The sequence below is a fragment of the Methylobacterium mesophilicum genome (assembly GCF_022179445.1).
Classification (GTDB): domain Bacteria; phylum Pseudomonadota; class Alphaproteobacteria; order Rhizobiales; family Beijerinckiaceae; genus Methylobacterium; species Methylobacterium mesophilicum.
In genome coordinates, this window is sequence record NZ_BPQU01000003.1 from 101,614 (window position 1) to 117,265 (window position 15,652).

15 protein-coding genes are annotated in these 15,652 nt (G+C 69.4%); 3 read left to right on the plus strand and 12 right to left on the minus strand.

What is annotated here, in order from left to right:
- Positions 1-174: 174 nt before the first annotated feature.
- Positions 175-1,095: a TAXI family TRAP transporter solute-binding subunit gene (locus tag MFF40_RS04945; protein ID WP_238259826.1), complete on the plus strand. Its 921-nt coding sequence runs from the start codon at positions 175-177 to the stop codon at positions 1,093-1,095.
- Positions 1,096-1,105: 10 nt separating this feature from the next.
- On the opposite strand, the gene MFF40_RS04950 is transcribed toward MFF40_RS04945, so the two are convergent.
- A complete protein-coding gene (locus MFF40_RS04950; protein ID WP_147854068.1) occupies positions 1,106-1,633 on the minus strand; it encodes a GcrA family cell cycle regulator in 528 nt (175 codons plus the stop codon).
- A 442-nt stretch (positions 1,634-2,075) separates the two neighbouring features.
- Between MFF40_RS04950 and MFF40_RS04955 the strand changes: the two genes are divergently transcribed.
- A complete protein-coding gene (locus tag MFF40_RS04955; RefSeq protein WP_238259827.1) occupies positions 2,076-3,263 on the plus strand; it encodes a patatin-like phospholipase family protein in 1,188 nt (395 codons plus the stop codon).
- 56 nt (positions 3,264-3,319) lie between these two features.
- Here the strand turns inward: MFF40_RS04955 and MFF40_RS04960 are convergent, their stop codons facing one another.
- The 3 genes from MFF40_RS04960 to MFF40_RS04970 all read right to left on the minus strand — a co-directional run bounded on the left by MFF40_RS04960 (position 3,320) and on the right by MFF40_RS04970 (position 5,581).
- Positions 3,320-3,448, minus strand: a complete 129-nt coding sequence (locus MFF40_RS04960; RefSeq protein ID WP_092042423.1) for a TFIIS helical bundle-like domain containing protein — start codon at positions 3,446-3,448, stop codon at positions 3,320-3,322.
- An 84-nt stretch (positions 3,449-3,532) separates the two neighbouring features.
- A complete protein-coding gene (pyk, locus tag MFF40_RS04965) occupies positions 3,533-4,945 on the minus strand; it encodes a pyruvate kinase (protein WP_238259931.1) in 1,413 nt (470 codons plus the stop codon).
- Between the two features lie 138 nt (positions 4,946-5,083).
- A complete protein-coding gene (locus MFF40_RS04970; RefSeq protein WP_238259828.1) occupies positions 5,084-5,581 on the minus strand; it encodes an SRPBCC family protein in 498 nt (165 codons plus the stop codon).
- 236 nt (positions 5,582-5,817) lie between these two features.
- Here MFF40_RS04970 and MFF40_RS04975 point away from each other — a divergent pair, with 236 nt between their 5' ends.
- On the plus strand, positions 5,818-7,101 hold the full coding sequence (locus MFF40_RS04975) for a lytic murein transglycosylase (RefSeq protein WP_238259829.1): 1,284 nt from the start codon (positions 5,818-5,820) through the stop codon (positions 7,099-7,101).
- A gap of 7 nt (positions 7,102-7,108) precedes the next feature.
- Here the strand turns inward: MFF40_RS04975 and MFF40_RS04980 are convergent, their stop codons facing one another.
- The 8 genes from MFF40_RS04980 to MFF40_RS05015 form a co-directional block, all read right to left on the minus strand.
- Positions 7,109-7,897 carry an aldolase gene (locus tag MFF40_RS04980; RefSeq protein ID WP_147854065.1) on the minus strand — a complete coding sequence of 263 codons (789 nt, stop codon included), beginning with the start codon at positions 7,895-7,897 and terminating at the stop codon, positions 7,109-7,111.
- A 107-nt stretch (positions 7,898-8,004) separates the two neighbouring features.
- Complete coding sequence (locus MFF40_RS04985; RefSeq protein ID WP_147896678.1) at positions 8,005-9,021, minus strand: 5-oxoprolinase subunit C family protein; 1,017 nt, start codon at positions 9,019-9,021, stop codon at positions 8,005-8,007.
- The gene (locus tag MFF40_RS04990) at positions 9,018-9,755 is read right to left on the minus strand and encodes a 5-oxoprolinase subunit B family protein (protein ID WP_147896677.1); all 738 of its coding nucleotides are present in this window, start codon (positions 9,753-9,755) and stop codon (positions 9,018-9,020) included. Before MFF40_RS04990 ends, MFF40_RS04985 begins: the two co-directional genes overlap by 4 nt.
- Positions 9,752-10,513 carry a LamB/YcsF family protein gene (locus MFF40_RS04995; RefSeq protein ID WP_238259830.1) on the minus strand — a complete coding sequence of 254 codons (762 nt, stop codon included), beginning with the start codon at positions 10,511-10,513 and terminating at the stop codon, positions 9,752-9,754. Before MFF40_RS04995 ends, MFF40_RS04990 begins: the two co-directional genes overlap by 4 nt.
- A 205-nt stretch (positions 10,514-10,718) precedes the next feature.
- Positions 10,719-11,120: a DCC1-like thiol-disulfide oxidoreductase family protein gene (locus MFF40_RS05000; RefSeq protein ID WP_238259831.1), complete on the minus strand. Its 402-nt coding sequence runs from the start codon at positions 11,118-11,120 to the stop codon at positions 10,719-10,721.
- Positions 11,117-12,799 carry a hypothetical protein gene (locus MFF40_RS05005; RefSeq protein WP_238259833.1) on the minus strand — a complete coding sequence of 561 codons (1,683 nt, stop codon included), beginning with the start codon at positions 12,797-12,799 and terminating at the stop codon, positions 11,117-11,119. The genes MFF40_RS05000 and MFF40_RS05005 overlap by 4 nt, the downstream gene beginning before the upstream one ends.
- A gap of 443 nt (positions 12,800-13,242) precedes the next feature.
- Complete coding sequence (locus tag MFF40_RS05010) at positions 13,243-13,941, minus strand: glycosyltransferase family 25 protein (RefSeq protein WP_308447700.1); 699 nt, start codon at positions 13,939-13,941, stop codon at positions 13,243-13,245.
- 388 nt (positions 13,942-14,329) lie between these two features.
- A complete protein-coding gene (locus tag MFF40_RS05015) occupies positions 14,330-15,646 on the minus strand; it encodes an O-antigen ligase family protein (RefSeq protein WP_238259835.1) in 1,317 nt (438 codons plus the stop codon).
- Positions 15,647-15,652 lie beyond the last annotated feature (6 nt).

Consider the following 15,652-nt stretch of genomic DNA (forward strand, 5'->3'; position numbering starts at 1 on the left):
CTAAGTGGCCTGCACGAAAGTTCTTTTTGCAGATTCCGTGGATTGCAGGCGAATATGGGAGACCGTCGCTGACGCGCAATCGTTTTGTGGAATATCTTTCTCCGGACGTGATCGAGGTAAGCTTTCGGATCGAGGTCCCATATGGAACGCGATTGTGCCACAGCGACTCGCCGCGTGGCTCTCACGGCGGCTCTCGGCCTTCTCGTCACCCGAACCGCGCGGGCCGCGGAGCCGGTGCGCGTCGTGCTCGCCACCGCAACGGCCGGCGGCGGCTTCCCCGCTTTCGGGGATGCCTTCGCGGCGGCGATCAAGGCGGCGGATCCCGAGCTGACCATCGAGACGCGCGCCAGCGGCGGATCGGCGGAGAATGTCGCCCTCCTGCGGGCCGGCCGGGTCGATCTGGCGCTGGTCCAGGGAGAATACGCCTATCCCGCATTGGCCGAGCCCGGGGACCTCACGGTCCTGGCGCCGATGTATCCCACGCCGGGGCTGTTCGCCGTCCCGGCGGGAAGCCCGATCCAGGCCGTCGTGGATCTGCGCGGGCGAACCGTGGTGCTGGGCACGCACAATTCCGGATTGACCGTCATGGGCCGCAGCGTCCTCGAAGCCTCGGGTCTCGACCCGGCGCGCGACATCCGCCCGATCCTGCTCGACCGAGCGGGCGACGGGCCGCCCATGGTTCAGGATGGTCGTGCCGACGCGCTCTGGGGCGGCGGTCTGGGATGGCCGGGTTTCGTGGCGATGGCGAAAGCGCCGGGCGGTGCGCGCTTCTTCGGGCCGTCCGAGGCCGGTATCGCGCGCCTCGCGCAACCCGGCGCGGCCCTCAAGCGCCTGACCGTGCCGGCCGGCAGCTTCGCAGGTCAGCCCGCCGCGATCGAGACGGTGGGCTCCTGGAGTCTCATCTTGGCGCGGCCCGGCTTCGAACCGGAGACGGCTTTGCGGATCGTCCGCGCCCTGGCCCGGACCGACATGGCCGCGCGGCATCCACAAGGTGCCGACACCCATCCGAGGAATCTCGTCGGGGTCGTGCCGGCATCCCGGCTCAACCCCGGCACCCTGCGCTATCTCAACGAGACCGGCGTTCCGGTCCGCTGACGCCCGGTCCCTACCGGAACGAAGCGACGCGGCGGTCGCGCTTGCGCTCGGCTGCGGGCTGGTAGGCGATCTCGGCGTGGTGGGTGCAGTACGGCAGCCCGGTGATCGAGCGGGCGCCGCAGAACCGGAATTCCGGCGTGGTCGGATCGCCCAGCGGCCAGCGGCACATCGATTCCCGCAGGTCCATGATCGTGACCCGCTTCGACACCGCCAGCGCCACCGGCTCGGGGGCGGGAGCGGGCGTCGGGAAGACCGGTGCCGGACGATGCGATAGGATCGCCACCGGCTCGGGAGCCTGCGTCTCGACCACCGCGATGGCGGTCTCGATCTCGACGGCCTTGGGGGTCGGCGTCGAAGCGGGAGCCTCCTCGGCACCCCGGGCGCGACCACCCAGGCCGAGGCGATGCACCTTGCCGATCACCGCGTTGCGGGTGACGCCGCCGAGCTGCGCCGCGATCTTGCTCGCGCTCTGCCCGTCTTCCCACAGCCGGCGCAGGAGCGCCACGCGATCATCTGTCCAGCTCAGGCCCGCTTCCATAGTCCCCCTCCGCCCCTGCGGCCCGCGCGCTCTGCCGAGGTGACGCTATGCGTTCCGGGCCGATCAAGACCCTCGCAGCTCATAAGAGCCGTGCGAACAGCACCCGTGCGCGTCACCCGTGCGCGTCGGCTGCCGCACCACGTGCGACACCCTGTCTCGTCAGGCCACGGCCGGACCCTAGCGCGGCGCTCGCGGCGCTTGCAAGGGCGGCCCGTTGCCCGAGTCGCCCCCTGTCCACCGGCAATGACCGGTCGGCCTCGGAAGGTGGTTACCGCCGCCGGGGGGCGTCGCACACCCCGACGTCACGTGTCGCGGGCGTCACAGGCCGACGTAATCGCATCACAATCGTACCGAATGCTAAGCTTAGCCGGAACGAGGTCACGGCCGAGCTGCTTCCTTGTGGCAGAAGGGGCAAGCGTTGCTGTTTTCCGAGGTGAGGACGATGGGTTACCGTCAGGGGGGTCTGCGCGTGTTGCTCGCGCTCGGGCTGGCCGGCCAGGTCGCGGCCTGCGGCAGCGTCCCGCGCACCGCCTACACCGCCGAGCAGGCGGCGCTCGCCAGCGTGCCCGGGATACCGGGCGCGCGCGTCTACGCCGACGCATCGGTCGATACGATCGCCGAACTCGCCGGCAATCCGCTGCGCCGTTCCGCGGGCTTCAACTATCTGGCGCTGTCGGGCGGCGGCGGCGATGGCGCCTACGGGGCCGGCGTCCTGAACGGCTGGACAGCCTCGGGCACGCGCCCGGAATTCACGCTGGTCTCCGGCGTGTCGACCGGGGCGCTGATCGCCCCCTTCGCGTTCCTGGGGCCGGCCTACGACGCGTACCTGACCGAGTTCTACACCAGCGGCGTGGCCGGCGAACTCGTGACGTCGCCCAGCATCTCAAACATTCTGTTCGGCTCCGGCCTGTTCGGCGACGGGCGCCTGCGCAACCTGATCGCCCGCTACGTCACCCCGGAACTGCTCACCGCCATCGCCGAGGAACACGCCAAGGGGCGCCGCCTCATGGTCGTAACGACCAACCTCGATTCGCAGCGCTCGGTGATCTGGAACATGGGCGCCATCGCGTCGAGCGGTGCGCCGAACGCCCTCGATCTGTTCCGCGACGTGCTGGCCGCCTCCGCCAGCGTCCCGGCGGTGTTCCCGCCACAGATGATCGACGTGACCGCCGCCGACGCACGCTTCCAAGAGATGCATGTCGACGGGTCCGTGGTCACCCCGGTCTTCACGCTGCCGCAGACGCTTCTGCTGCGCGACGGGAAGATCCGCACCGGCGGCAAGGCCAACATCTACGTGGTGATCAACGGCCGGCTGGAGCCGGACTTCGAAGTGACGAAGGACAACACCCTGTCCATCGTCGAGCGCTCGTTCACGACGGCGAGCCGCGCCCGCTCACGCGCCACGCTGACCGCGACCTACGCGCTGGCCCGCAGCAACGGGATGAGCTTCAACCTCACCTATATCGACGAGAACGGCCCGAAGGCCTCGGCCGCGAAGGGCTTCGACACCGCCTACATGCGGGCCCTCTATCAGGAGGGTCTCGAAAAGGGCCGGACCGGCACCTTCTGGCAGCACACCGTCCCGGCCTCGCCGACGCTCAAGCAGACCGCGGCGGCGGTCGCGAACTGACGGATGCGAACAGCAACGCCGCGCACCCGAGCGGGCGCGCGGCGCGGCGACTGAGGTTACTTGCCCAGGATCTTGGTGACCAGGCGACCGATCGGCGTCGCGGTGCTGGCGTTCCGGTCGTCGCGGTCAAGGGGGCGGTTCTCGTTGCCGAGAAGCTTGGTGACGATGCGTCCGATCAGGCTCATGGGTCTCTCCCGGCGTTCGCGCCAAAACGGCGCAGCTTGCCCATTAACGGGCGATGCGCGCGCGGCGTTCCCCGCTGAACGGCGTCAGACCTGCATCAGCCGGATGTTGTTGGTGTTCCCAACAGTGTGGAACGGGATGCCGGCCGTCACGACGATGATGTCGTTCGGCTTGGCGAAACCTTCCGCCCGCGCGTACTCACCTGCTTTGGCGGTCATCTCCTCGTAGGAATCGACGTCGTCGGTGTGGACGCTGTGTGCCCCCCAGAGCAGGCACAGGCGCCGCGAGGTGGCGAGACTCGGGGTCAGCGCCAGGATCGACGAGGCGGGGCGCTTGCGCGCGACCCGGGCGGCCGTCGTCCCGCTGGTGGTGTAGGTCACGATCGCACTGGCGCGCACCGCCTCGGCCAGGTCCGCGGTGGCGGTGGCCACGGCATGGGGTGGGGTCTCCTCCTCGCCGGGCTCGGAGGCCGCCACGATCGAGTGGTAGAGCTTGTGCCCCTCCACGCTGCGGATGATCCGGTCCATCATCGATACGGCCTCGACCGGGTACTTGCCGGTGGCCGATTCCGCCGACAACATCACCGCGTCGGCGCCGTCGTAGATCGCCGTCGCGACATCCGACGCCTCGGCGCGGGTCGGGGCGGGGGCCTGGACCATCGAGTCGAGCATCTGCGTCGCCACGATCACGGGCTTCACGGCGAGCCGACAGGCGCGGATCAACTCCTTCTGCCGCCCGGGCACGTCCTCGTGCGGGATCTCGACGCCGAGATCGCCCCGGGCGACCATCACGGCATCCGAAAGCCGGATGATGTCGTCGATCCGCTCCAGCGCTTGCGGCTTCTCGATCTTCGACATGATACCGGCCCGGTCGCCGATGATCCCGCGCGCCTCGATCAGGTCGGACGGCTTCTGGACGAAGGACAGGGCGACCCAGTCGACGCCGAGGTCGAGCCCGAACGCGAGGTCCGCACGGTCCTTCTCGGTGAGCGGCGACAGGTCCAGGAGCGTTCCCGGCAGGTTGACGCCCTTGCGGTTCGAGATGACGCCGCCCGTGATCACCTCGGCGGTGATCGCGTCCCGCTCCGGCCCGAGGACGCGGACCCGCACCCGCCCGTCGTCGATCAGGAGTTCCTGTCCGGGCACCACCGCGGTGAAGATTTCCGGGTGGTGGAGCGGGATCGCCTGCTTGTCGCCGTCGGCCCCCTCGAGGACGAAGCGGATCGTCTCCCCGGCGACGAGATCCTGGCGCCCGCCCTGCAGCGTGCCGATGCGGATCTTCGGTCCCTGCAGGTCCTGCAGGATGCCGATCGGGCGGCCGACGTCCCGCTCGAGGGCGCGGATCGCCGCGTGGACCTTGGCGTGGTCTTCCTGCACGCCGTGGCTGAAGTTGAGCCGGAAGGTGTCGACGCCGGCGAGGAACAAGTCGCGCAATCGGTCGGGTGCCGAACTGGCCGGGCCGACGGTGGCGACGATCTTGGCGTGGCGGTGACGGCGCATGCGGGCCTCTGCCATGAAGACGATCTCCGGAAATCGGCCGGGCGATCGGGCCCGCCGATGGCCCCCACATTGGTAAGGATGAGCACGGAGGCGAGCGTTTTCTGGCGGTCCGGAGAAATTCGCCGTTCGGACCGTCTCCTACCTGGCGACCTCCCGGGCGATGCCGGCGAGCCCGTCATCGTAGATGCCGGTGATATCCTTGAGGGCGTCGGCGTCGCTCATGCCCTCGGCGTCGAAGGTCGCGGTCCAGACCACCGTGGAGCCCGCGCCGTTCGGGCGGACCGCCAGGGTCGCGTTGTAGGCGCGCACCGGCAGCGGGCCCTGGATGAAGCTGTAGCTGTAGCTCATGGCCGCCTCGTCCCGGGCGGTCTCGACCTCGACGATCGTACCGAGGCCGCCCTTCGCCACCAGGCCGCGGATCTGTGCGCGGATGCCGTCGTCGTCGTCCTCGCGCGACAGGATGCAGCGTTCGACCTGCGGGTGCCACAGGCCGATCGCGCAGAAATCGCCGATCAGCGCCCAGACCGCGGCGGGCGGTGCCGGGATGTCGCGGCTGCGGGTGACTTCGAGGGCGCAGGCCGGGCCGGCCGCCAGCAGGCCTGCTGCGCAGATCGCCCACGGGGTGGGTCGCTTCACGATGGGGCCTCCGCCGGATGTCGCAGGTTGGAAGTAGGGTGCCTGCCGAACGAAGCCCATGCGGACACCGGCCGCCGATCCCTGGAAACCGCCGGGCTCAGCCGGTAAGACGGCTGGGTCGAGCCGGTGGCTTGCTCGACGGGATTCGTCGCTGCGCGCGCAATGACGGCGGATCAGCGTTTGATCTGAGCTGCATGTCAGGCTTGGAGGCGGAGACGCCGTTGGACGATCGCATCATGTCGGCTTCCACATCGCAGCGAGGCAGGCATACGGGCTTTCGCGCTCTCAAGCTTGGGATCGCAGGCCTGGCGCTGGCTCCGGCGCTGGCCGTCGCGGCACCGGAGGCGGTCCCGCCGTCCGTGCCGACCCCGTCCTTCGAAACCTGCCGCACCGAGCTCATTGCCTGGGCTGCCGCGCACGAAGTCCCACAAGCCGTCGCGCAGGCGCAGCTGGGCGACCTTCAGCCCGACCCGGACGTGCTGGCCGCAACGCAGAATCAGGGTGAGTTCGTCCGGCCGATCTGGGACTACATCGAAGCCAGCGTGACGCCGGCGCGGATCGAGGCCGGTCAGCGCAAGCTCGTGGAACTGGCGGCGCCGCTGGCGGCCATCGAGGCTCAGTACGGCGTCGACCGCTACACCCTGGTGGCCTTCTGGGGCGTCGAATCGAGCTACGGCGCCGTGCTCGACAACAGCGCCGTGGTGCGGCCCGTGGTGCGCGCGCTCGCGACGCTCAGCTGCGGGGACCCCACCCGGGCGTCCTACTGGCGCGACGAGCTGACCGCCGCCCTGCAGATCGTCGCCCGCGGCGAGGCGCCCCTCGACCGCATGCCCGGCGGCCTGACCGGGTCCTGGGCCGGCGCGATGGGCCATACCCAGTTCATGCCCAGCGTCTACCAGCGCTACGCGGTGGATTTCGACGGCGACGGGAAGCGGGACATCTGGACCTCGGCCCCGGACGCGCTCGCTTCCACGGCGAATTACCTGCGCGATCACGGCTGGCGAACCGGCGAGGGCTGGGGCTACGAGGTGGTGCTGCCGGACGGGTTCGACGCCGCGCTCGCCGACGAGATTACGCCGCGCAGCCTTGCGGCGTGGCGGGACCTCGGCGTGAAGCCCACACGGGATCGCCCCTTCCCGGACGAGGCCGCGACGGCGACCCTGATCCTGCCCGCGGGACTCCGCGGGCCCGCCTTCCTGCTCCGACCGAACTTCTCCGTGATCCTGCGCTACAACACGGCGTTGGCCTACGGCCTGACCGTGGCGCTGCTGTCGGACCGCCTGCGCGGCGATCCGGGTCTCTCGCGCGACTGGCCCCGGGGCGACCGGCCGCTCACCGGGGACGAACGCCGCGACCTCCAGACCCGGCTGATCGAGCGCGGCTACGCCACCGGCGGCGTCGACGGGAAGATCGGCCCGAAGACCCGGGCGGCCCTGCGGGCCTACCAGGGCTCGCAGGGTCTGCCGGCGGATGGCTACGCCGACGCGGTGCTGCTTGACCGCATCCGCACAGCGCCGTGACGGACGTTCAGGCCAGGAAGGCCGGCTCGTCCCGGGCCAGCACCCGCTTGACGCTTTCGAGGTGCAGGCGCGCGCTCTCGGCGCGGCCGGCCGCCTCCTGCGCGGCCACGTGCTTCACGATCGCCTCGGGGACGATCTTGAGGGCGCGGCCCGTGCTCATGGCGAGCACCTGCGCCTGGGCGGCGCGCTCCAGGTAGTAGAGGTCGTCCCAGGCCTCCGCGATGGTCTCGCCCAGCACCATGACGCCGTGGTTCTTCAGGAACACCACGTCGGCCTCGCCGGCACTCCGGGCGATCCGTTCGCCCTCGCTCGAATCGAGTGCCAGCCCGTTGTAATCCTCATCCACGGCGATGCGGCCGTAGAAGCGCAGGGCGGTCTGCCCGGCCCAGAGCAGCGGCTGCCCCTCCAGCATGGCGAGCGCCGTCGCGTAGGGCATGTGGGTGTGGAAGGCGGCCCGGGCGTTCGGCTTCAGCCGGTGCAGCTCGGCATGGATATGGAAGGCCGTCGCCTCAGGCTGGCCGTCGCCCTCGACGACGTTTCCGTGAAAATCGCACAGGAGCAGACTCGACGCCGTCACCTCGGCGAAGGCCAGGCCGTAGGGGTTGACCAGGAACAGGTCTGGACGCTCCGGCAGCACCGCCGAGAAGTGGTTGCAGATCCCTTCTTCGAGGCCGTTGCGCGCAGCCCAGCGCAGGCAGGCGGAGAGGTCGATGCGGGCGCGGCGGACGCTGTCCGCGTTCAGGGGCTCGTTGGTGCGCAGGGGGGGCGTGCCAGAGGCTGTGACGGCGTGCGCCATGCGGGAAGGCTCTCTCTTTCTCGGTTCGAATCCGGGCCGCCGGAATCAGGCAGCCCAACATGATACGCGTTCGCGCCAGGCTGCGGACCACCGTTGCGTGCAGACCGTCAGGCCCGCCCGTCGGTGACGCCGCCGACGAGGTTGAGGCCCAACAGGAAATCGGAGGCGAAATCCGTGCGGACCACCGGATCACGCCGCACCGGCTCCCGCAACGCCTCGCGCTCGTTTCGGCGCGCGGTTACCGCCTCCGCCACGGTGAGGCTCCGGAACGACAGCATGGTCCCGCCCTGCGCCTGAGCGAGGCGCCCGAGATCCGGCCCGATCACGGTGGCGATCTTCGGATAGCCGCCGGTGGATTGCCGGTCGGCCATCAGGATGATCGGCAGGCCGTTGCCGGGCACCTGGATCGCGCCCATCGCCACGCCGTCCGAGACGATGTCGTGACCCTTGGCATGCCTGAGCGGTGCGCCGTCGAGGAAGCAGGCCATGCGGTCGCCGCGCGGCGAGACGGTCCAGGGCCCGGCCAGGAAGGCATTGAGCTGATCGGAGGCGAAATAGTCGTCCTGCGGGCCGAGCACGACCCGAATTTCCTTCGGATCGCGGTCGAGCCAGGGCGCCAGGAGCCGGTGCGGCGAGGCCGTGCCGGGCCGGACCTCGGCCACGGGAAGGCGGTCGCCGGCCGCCAGCCCGCGCCCGTCCAGGCCGCCGAGGCCGGAGCGGGTATGGGTCGCGGTCGATCCGAGCACCGGCGCCACGTCGAGCCGCCCCTGCACGGCGAGGTAGCCCCAGGCGCCGGACGAGCCGGCGCGCACCGTCAGCGTCCGGCCCGGCTCCAGGGTCAGCGCCACCGCGTCGGGAAGCGTAACTCCGTCGAGGGTGATCCGGAAACTCCGGGAGACCATCGCGATCCCGAGCGGCCCGCCGTCGGCCGTGACGGTGAGGCCGCCGGTGGAGACCTCGATAGCGGTGGCGTCCAGGGGATTGCCAGCCGCGCGGTTGGCGGTGGCGTGCATCAGCGGGTCCATCGGGCCCGCGGCCGTGATGCCGTAGCGCAGGTAGCCGTGCCGGCCGCCATCCTGCAGCGTCACGCCGGGGCCGGCAGCCTCGATAACGAGGGCGGTCATCGATCGGCCTCCCCACGGCGGGCGACCGGCTCGCCCACCGCCTCCCGGGCGGTGAGGGCATCGAAGGTCGCGACGTCCACGGCCTCGAACCGGATCAGGTCGCCGGCGCCGACGAAGAAGCTCTCGGTGCGCTCCGGGGCGTAGAGCCGGGCCGGGGTGGCGCCGATCACGTACCAGCCCGTGGGCATCGGCACCGTGGCCACCGCGGCGAGGCCGCCGCCGATCACCACCGCATTCTTCGGATGCGGGGGCCGCGGGCTCGCGCGCCGGGGTACCGCGAGGGTCTCGGGCAGGCCGCCGAGATACGCGAAGCCCGGCGCGAACCCGTACATGTAGACCCGGTAGGTGGCGCCGGCATGGGTCGCCACAACGGCGTCGGCGGAGAGCCCAGTGCGTTCGGCGACCTGCGCGATGTCCTCGCCGTGGGGAGCGTCGTAGCAGCAGGGCAGTGTCCAGAGGGTCGGCGTGCCGGCGCGGGCGACGGCCCCGGCGACCAGCGTCCTGACCCGCTCCGCCAGCGTCTCGCGGTCGAGCACCAGCGGGTCGTAGTGAAGCATCAGGGAGCGATAGGTCGGCACGCGCTCGCGCAGGCCCGTTGGCGGGTCGGCGCCGAGGGCGTCGTCGAGTGCCAGGACCCTGTCGCTGATCGTGGGATCGACGGTGCTGCCGAACTCGACCACCAGGGCAGCCTCGCCGGAATCGAGCAGCCGTGGTTCGCTCACCGGGTCGCTCATCGGCGGAACGGCGCCAGGGTCACGCCGGCGCCTTCCAGGCGGGCGCGCACCGCCCGGGCCGTGGCGACTGCGTGGGCGGAATCCCCGTGGACGCAGATCGAGCGGATCGGCGTCGGCAGGGACTTGCCCGAGGCGGTGAGGATCGCCCCGCCCTCGACCATGCGCAGGACCCGGTCCGCGGCCGCATCGGCCTCGGTGATCAGCGCGCCGGGCTGGTCGCGCGCGATCAGCAGGCCGGCTTCGGTGTAGCCGCGATCGGCGAAGATCTCCTGGTGGACCTCGAGCCCGCAGGCTTCGCCGGCCGCCACCTGTGCGGTGAGCGCGATCGCGAGCAGCGCCAGGTCACGGTCGACCGCCCGGACCGCCTTGGCGATGGCGTCGGCCACCGCACGATCCTCGGCAGCGAGGTTGGCGAGTGCCCCGTGGGCCTTCACGTAGGTGATCCGGTGGCCGGCGTAAGTTGCGAGCGCCTGGGCGGCACCGACCTGGTAGGCGACCAGCCGCTCGATCTCGGGCGGGGTGAACGGCATGCGGCGGCGTCCGAAGCCCCAGAGGTCGGGGAAGCCCGGATGGGCGCCCACCGCCACGCCGCGATCTTTCGCCAGCGCGAAAGTGCTGGCCATGATCTCGGGATCGCCCGCGTGCAGGCCGCAGGCGACGTTGGCGGAGGTGACGACGCCGAGGATCGCCGCATCGTCACCGCAGGCGTAGGCGCCGTAGCCCTCGCCGAGATCGGAGTTCAGGTCCACGCTGGCCAACGGACTCGTCCCTTCCTGCTGCGCGCCGGTCCGGGCAGGCAGGCCGGGAGGGCGGCCCGCATTGCGACCGGATCACGCTCCTTCCACACCGCCGACGCTCAGAAGTCGAGAGCGCCCGGCCGCCTGGAGGCATGGGGGCACGAGCAAGGCCGATGCCGCGCAGTCGTCTCCGAGGTCCGGCAGCCCTTCGTGCGCAACGCAGATCTCAGTGAGGTTGGCCGGATCCGGGCTGGGCGATGAGCCGGCGGCCCAGCAGGGCCAGGGTCGCGCGTCGCCCGAGCTTCATCATCGGATAGAGCAGGCGGGCGCGGGAGGGGCTGCGCAGCAGCCGCGACAGGGCGCGGCCGATCGCGCCCCGGTCCTCGCTGAGGGTCGAGAGCAGGACTAGGGCGTCCGGGCCGTAATACAGGGTCAGGCCGTGGCGCACGACCATGCCGTTGTCGAGGTCGTAACCGCGGCGGGTCAGGTCTTCGACCACCGGGCCTCCCTCGCGGGCATCGACCAGAGCCACGGTCCCGACCGACCGGCGCAGGGCCATCAGGCGCACGTAGTTGCTGCAGAACGGGCATTCGCCGTCGTAGACGACCGTGAGGGCTGCGTCGGTCATGGCTTCAGATCGATCCGATGCTCGGCTGCCGAGACCAGCCGGCGGACCGGCACGCCGTCCTGCAGGCTGAGGCAGACGGATTCACGCCGATAGATGTAGGCGACGATGTCGTGCAGGCCCACGCCGTCGAAGCTCGCGCCGTGCTGGAGCGGGACGAAGAAGTGATGCGGGTAGAAGGCATGGGGAAACGACCCCAGCCTGTCGGCGATTCCGGCGACGAGGCGGTGATAGCCGCGGATATAGGCATCGACTGCGGGCCGATCGATCTCGTTCTTGGCGAGATCCTGCCCGGCGCCGTCCCGGGCGGTCAGGACCGGAACGTCGCAGGACAGCGACGCGAGCACCTTCCGGTAGACCTGGGTTCCGCCATTCGGGTTGTCGAGAGCGAAGGCGGTCTCGGCATCCGGCGATCCGTAGGCCATGTGGGCGAAGGGGTATGAGTAGAAGGTGAAGAAGTTCGTCGGGACGTAGTGGCGTCCGCCGTCCTTATCGACCGCCTGGAAGTACAGCTTGTTGTTCGCGGCGGTGTCGTACCAGCCGAGCCGCGCCTGGGTCATGAAGCTGTTGTCGCTCAGGATGAACAGCACCGAGAGCACCCCGACCATCAGCGGCGGCCGCTGGTAGTGCCGGCTGATCACCACGGCGCCGATCGCCAGGTTCAGCAGGATCCATGGGGCGAAGTTGGCGCCCATGACGACCACGATGGACAGGTGCATCGCGTCGAAGCCGAGCAGCAGGACCACGAGCCAGCGCCGCGGCATCAGGATGCCGACCAGCGCCGCCCCTTGTCCGACCAGGATGAGCGTGTTCGTGAGAGGTCCGGCATGGCTCAGGATCGCCCGCATGCCCTCCACCAGCCAGGCCCAGCCCGCGTAGAAGACGTGGTTGTTGTCGAGGCCGACGCTGAACAGCTTTCCGGGGTCGTTCGCGAGCAGCCAGGATGTCGGGCCGGCATCCAGCGTCACCTTGGCCAGGAAGGACGAGTAGTAGTTCCCGAGGTGGATGCTGATCGCGGCGGCGATGAGAACCTTCGAGAACAGCGCGCTGGCGGTGGCGATGTCGGTCCTGGCGGCAGCGGGCACGCTCGGCGATGCGCTCACGCGGGTTGTGAGGGCGACGACGCCGAGACCGGCCAGCAGGCAGAAGCTGACCTCCGCCAGGGGCACGACGTCGATAATGTGCCCATGCCAGAGCCCCGTCACCCGGCTGACGGCGAGCTTGCTCCAGACCAGGTAGGCCGCCCCCACCACGCCGAGCGACGGCCAGCGCAGGCACAGGATCCCGCAGGCCACGGCGGCGATCCAGAGGCCCACGAGGGCGCCCAGCGTCGCCATCGCCTTGAAGCCATGCTCGACCACCGGGAACAGCGGGTAATGCACGAGGGCGTAGGCCCCGGAGATCACGCCGATTAATTGGAGCAGCCGGACGGCGGCGGTGTCGGCGTCGGCGTAGGTCCGGCGCAGCATCGCGGCCGCCAGCATCAGCGGCAGCACGATGATGTAGTAGTTGTTCCGCTCGTCGACGATCCGCGACAGCTTGATCACCATCAGGAGTGCGGTGATCTGCGCGAGCAGGATCAGGTACGGCCGGGCCTGCGCCAGCGAGAACGGTCCGGCCAGCCAGGACTCTCGGACCGGGAAGGTCTTGGTCGGATCCGAGCTTGAGAGAGATCTGCCCATCGTCGCGCTTCGCTGCCGGAGTGTGATGGCGACCGCAGCGGCAGCGCGGCGACCGGGTGGCTTCAGAGGGCGCGGCGGCGGCCCTCATCGCGTCGACAGCCAGAGTGCCATGGTACCGGCGCGGGCCAAGGGTTAACTCGGGTACGTATGGCTACGTCTTTGGGTTGTATTGCTGGTTTGGCCGCCACACCCCGGCCCTGGAGGAGAGGCGGCCACGGGATCCGAGCCGCCCCGCGCGGCGGCGTGTACTTCGCTTATCCGAATGGATCGTCGGCGCTCTGCGTTCGTTGAAAACGCTGAACTGAGTGAGCCCCGAGCGGCGCAAGTCGGACCCGGAGGCTGCACCGGAGCGACCGACGTGTCGTTGCCGACGATCCCGCACGCGAGGGGCCGACTGGATGCGGTCAAGACCGTTGCGGAGAACGGCCCTGCAGCGGCCGCTGCTACGGGGACATCGTCGAGTAGGGTGAGACTTCGTCGACGAACACCGTCTGGCCCGCCATGCGCGCGGTCAGAAAACGGCGCCGGGCCGCCAGCAGCGGTTGGAACAGGCGATTGCTCTTCAGGAAGCCGCCGACCCGGGACCCGGATGTGAAGACCGTCGATTCGAACGGCTTGATCGAGACCGGGTTCGGGGACATCACCCGGGCCCGGGCGATGGCTTGGCGATCGAAGAAGTATTCCCAGTTGTCCGCCGCCGCCACGACGGGCCGGTTCACCTTCAGGATGCCTTCCGCCGCCTGCCGGGTGATCACGTAGGCGGCCGTCGTTCCGAGTCCGGCCATGTTCATGGGCAGGCACAGCCGGTAATCGCCGATCGGGTCGGCGTTCACGGTGCTGAAGGCGGCGCGATGCTGCGGCCGATTGTAGAGCAGGACGACGTCGCCCCGGCGCAGGGTCGCCTCGACCCGGACCAGGATGTCGTGGATGTCCGACGGCAACACCGCGTCGTCCTCGACGATGAGGGCCCAGGGTAACTTGCGATCGATCATGGATTCGTAGGCGGCTAGGTGCGAGAGGGCGCAGCCTACCTGTCCCGCGCTCAGATCGGATTCGGGCGACGCGTCACGGCCCGCTACAGATCCATCGATACCGAGGATTTCGAAATCCGCCCCCCATACCGTATGGAGATGCCGCGTAATATAAGCATGTCTCTCGCGGAATCGCGGGATTGATATTGCAATGCAGCACATTGTACCATCCTTCGACGGGGAATGATGCGCTGACGTTAACCGTTTTGCAATCATATTTTACGTTCGAATTCAGTAATCCTCGTTTGAAATTTCCACGATGAGCAAATGTCTCGGCTTGCAGACTTTTCCGGGATAACAAATACGTCGAATCGGTTGGGGTAGTAGGCCAGGAAATCAATTTTCGAGCAAAGAACGGACGATCGCAAAATTGTCGCCCAGGGCGCGACCCATATCCACAAAAAATGTTTGCATGATACTGTATAAGGCCGCATGCGCGGGCCGGACCATACGCTGCGCGTCCTGCTGCCGGCCACGTGGTGGCCTCGGTTTCACCTGGTCAAGCCGTCGGCCGTTGCCGCAGGACCGGAAGGATCGCCGCCAGCAGGAACTGATGCATCCCGTGATTCATGAATAGCGGGCACTCGAAGCAGATGAAGACGACGAGCTGCGCGAGGAACAGGATCGGCCAGGCTTCGACATAGCCCGGCGACCGGGCGAAGTGCGAGATGACGCGGCGCGCCGTATCGAGCAAGACGCCCGTGAAGATGATCAGGCCGACGACGCCGAATGCCACCGCAACGTCGATGAAGTTGTTGTGGAAGAACCAGAGCTTCTGCTTCGTGGTGAAGTGGAGGTAGGGCGCCGTCGTGATCGGACTTTCCCAGTAGGCCTTGTAGCCGATCCCGACGAGGGGCTCCCGCCAGAACTGATCGATGCCGAACTGCCAGAGGATCGTGCGGCCGGTGAGCGTCGTGTCCTTGCCGAGGTCGGAGAGCAGGCTGGCCGAGAGGTCCGCCCCGTAGGTCGCGGCGACCAGGATGCCGATGCCGGCGAGCGCGATGGCGATCCCGAGGCAGAAGCCGGTCACCAGGTTCCCCTGTCGCCACGCCGTGACCACGCAGAGCGGGGAGAGCCCCACGGCGCCGGCCACCAAGGCAGTAGCGGAATGGGACGAGACGAGGAGCAGCACGGCGCCCAGGAAGGCCGCCCCTGTCAGGAGTCGGTGCCAGCCCTGGAGGAACAGGGAGGCGGCGCAGAGGAGCTGGAGGCTCATCAGGCTCCCGAGCACGTTCTTGTGCGAGTAGATCCCGGACCATTCCCCGCTGAGGCCGCGCGTCATGCCGGGGGCGGCAACGCCCAGCACCACCGACAGGATCTGCCCGCCCAAAAGCCCGAGGAAGACGATTCTGACGACGCCCGAAAGCCCCATCGTGGCGCGCATCGCGATCCCCGCCACGATCGTGGCGAGCAGCTGGAGGCCGTGATAGGCCGAGATGTCCGGGGTCAGCGACCAAGCCGCCGACATCACGGCGAGCGCCGGCCAGAGCAGGATGACGGGCCGGCTGCCGAACAGCGTGCTGGCGAGATCGCGCCGCAAGACCAGGAAGGCGAGCGCGGCCAGATCGGCGCCCAGCCAGACCGCCTTATCCAGACCCGGGAGCTTGACCTGCTCCCCGCTGATCGGCGCGAGCAGGATCAGCAGGACCCAGAGTATCGCGGCCGGCTTGAGCCGTGGCAGACCGTGCGCGCCGAGCCTGCGGCGCGACGGGCGGGCGGCATGCCACGCACCATGCTCATCGAGCCCGCCGGTTGGAGGCCAGGCCGGTCCGGTCTCGTCCGGTCCGAAACCCGCCATGTCTCGACGAAACGCCATCGCCCT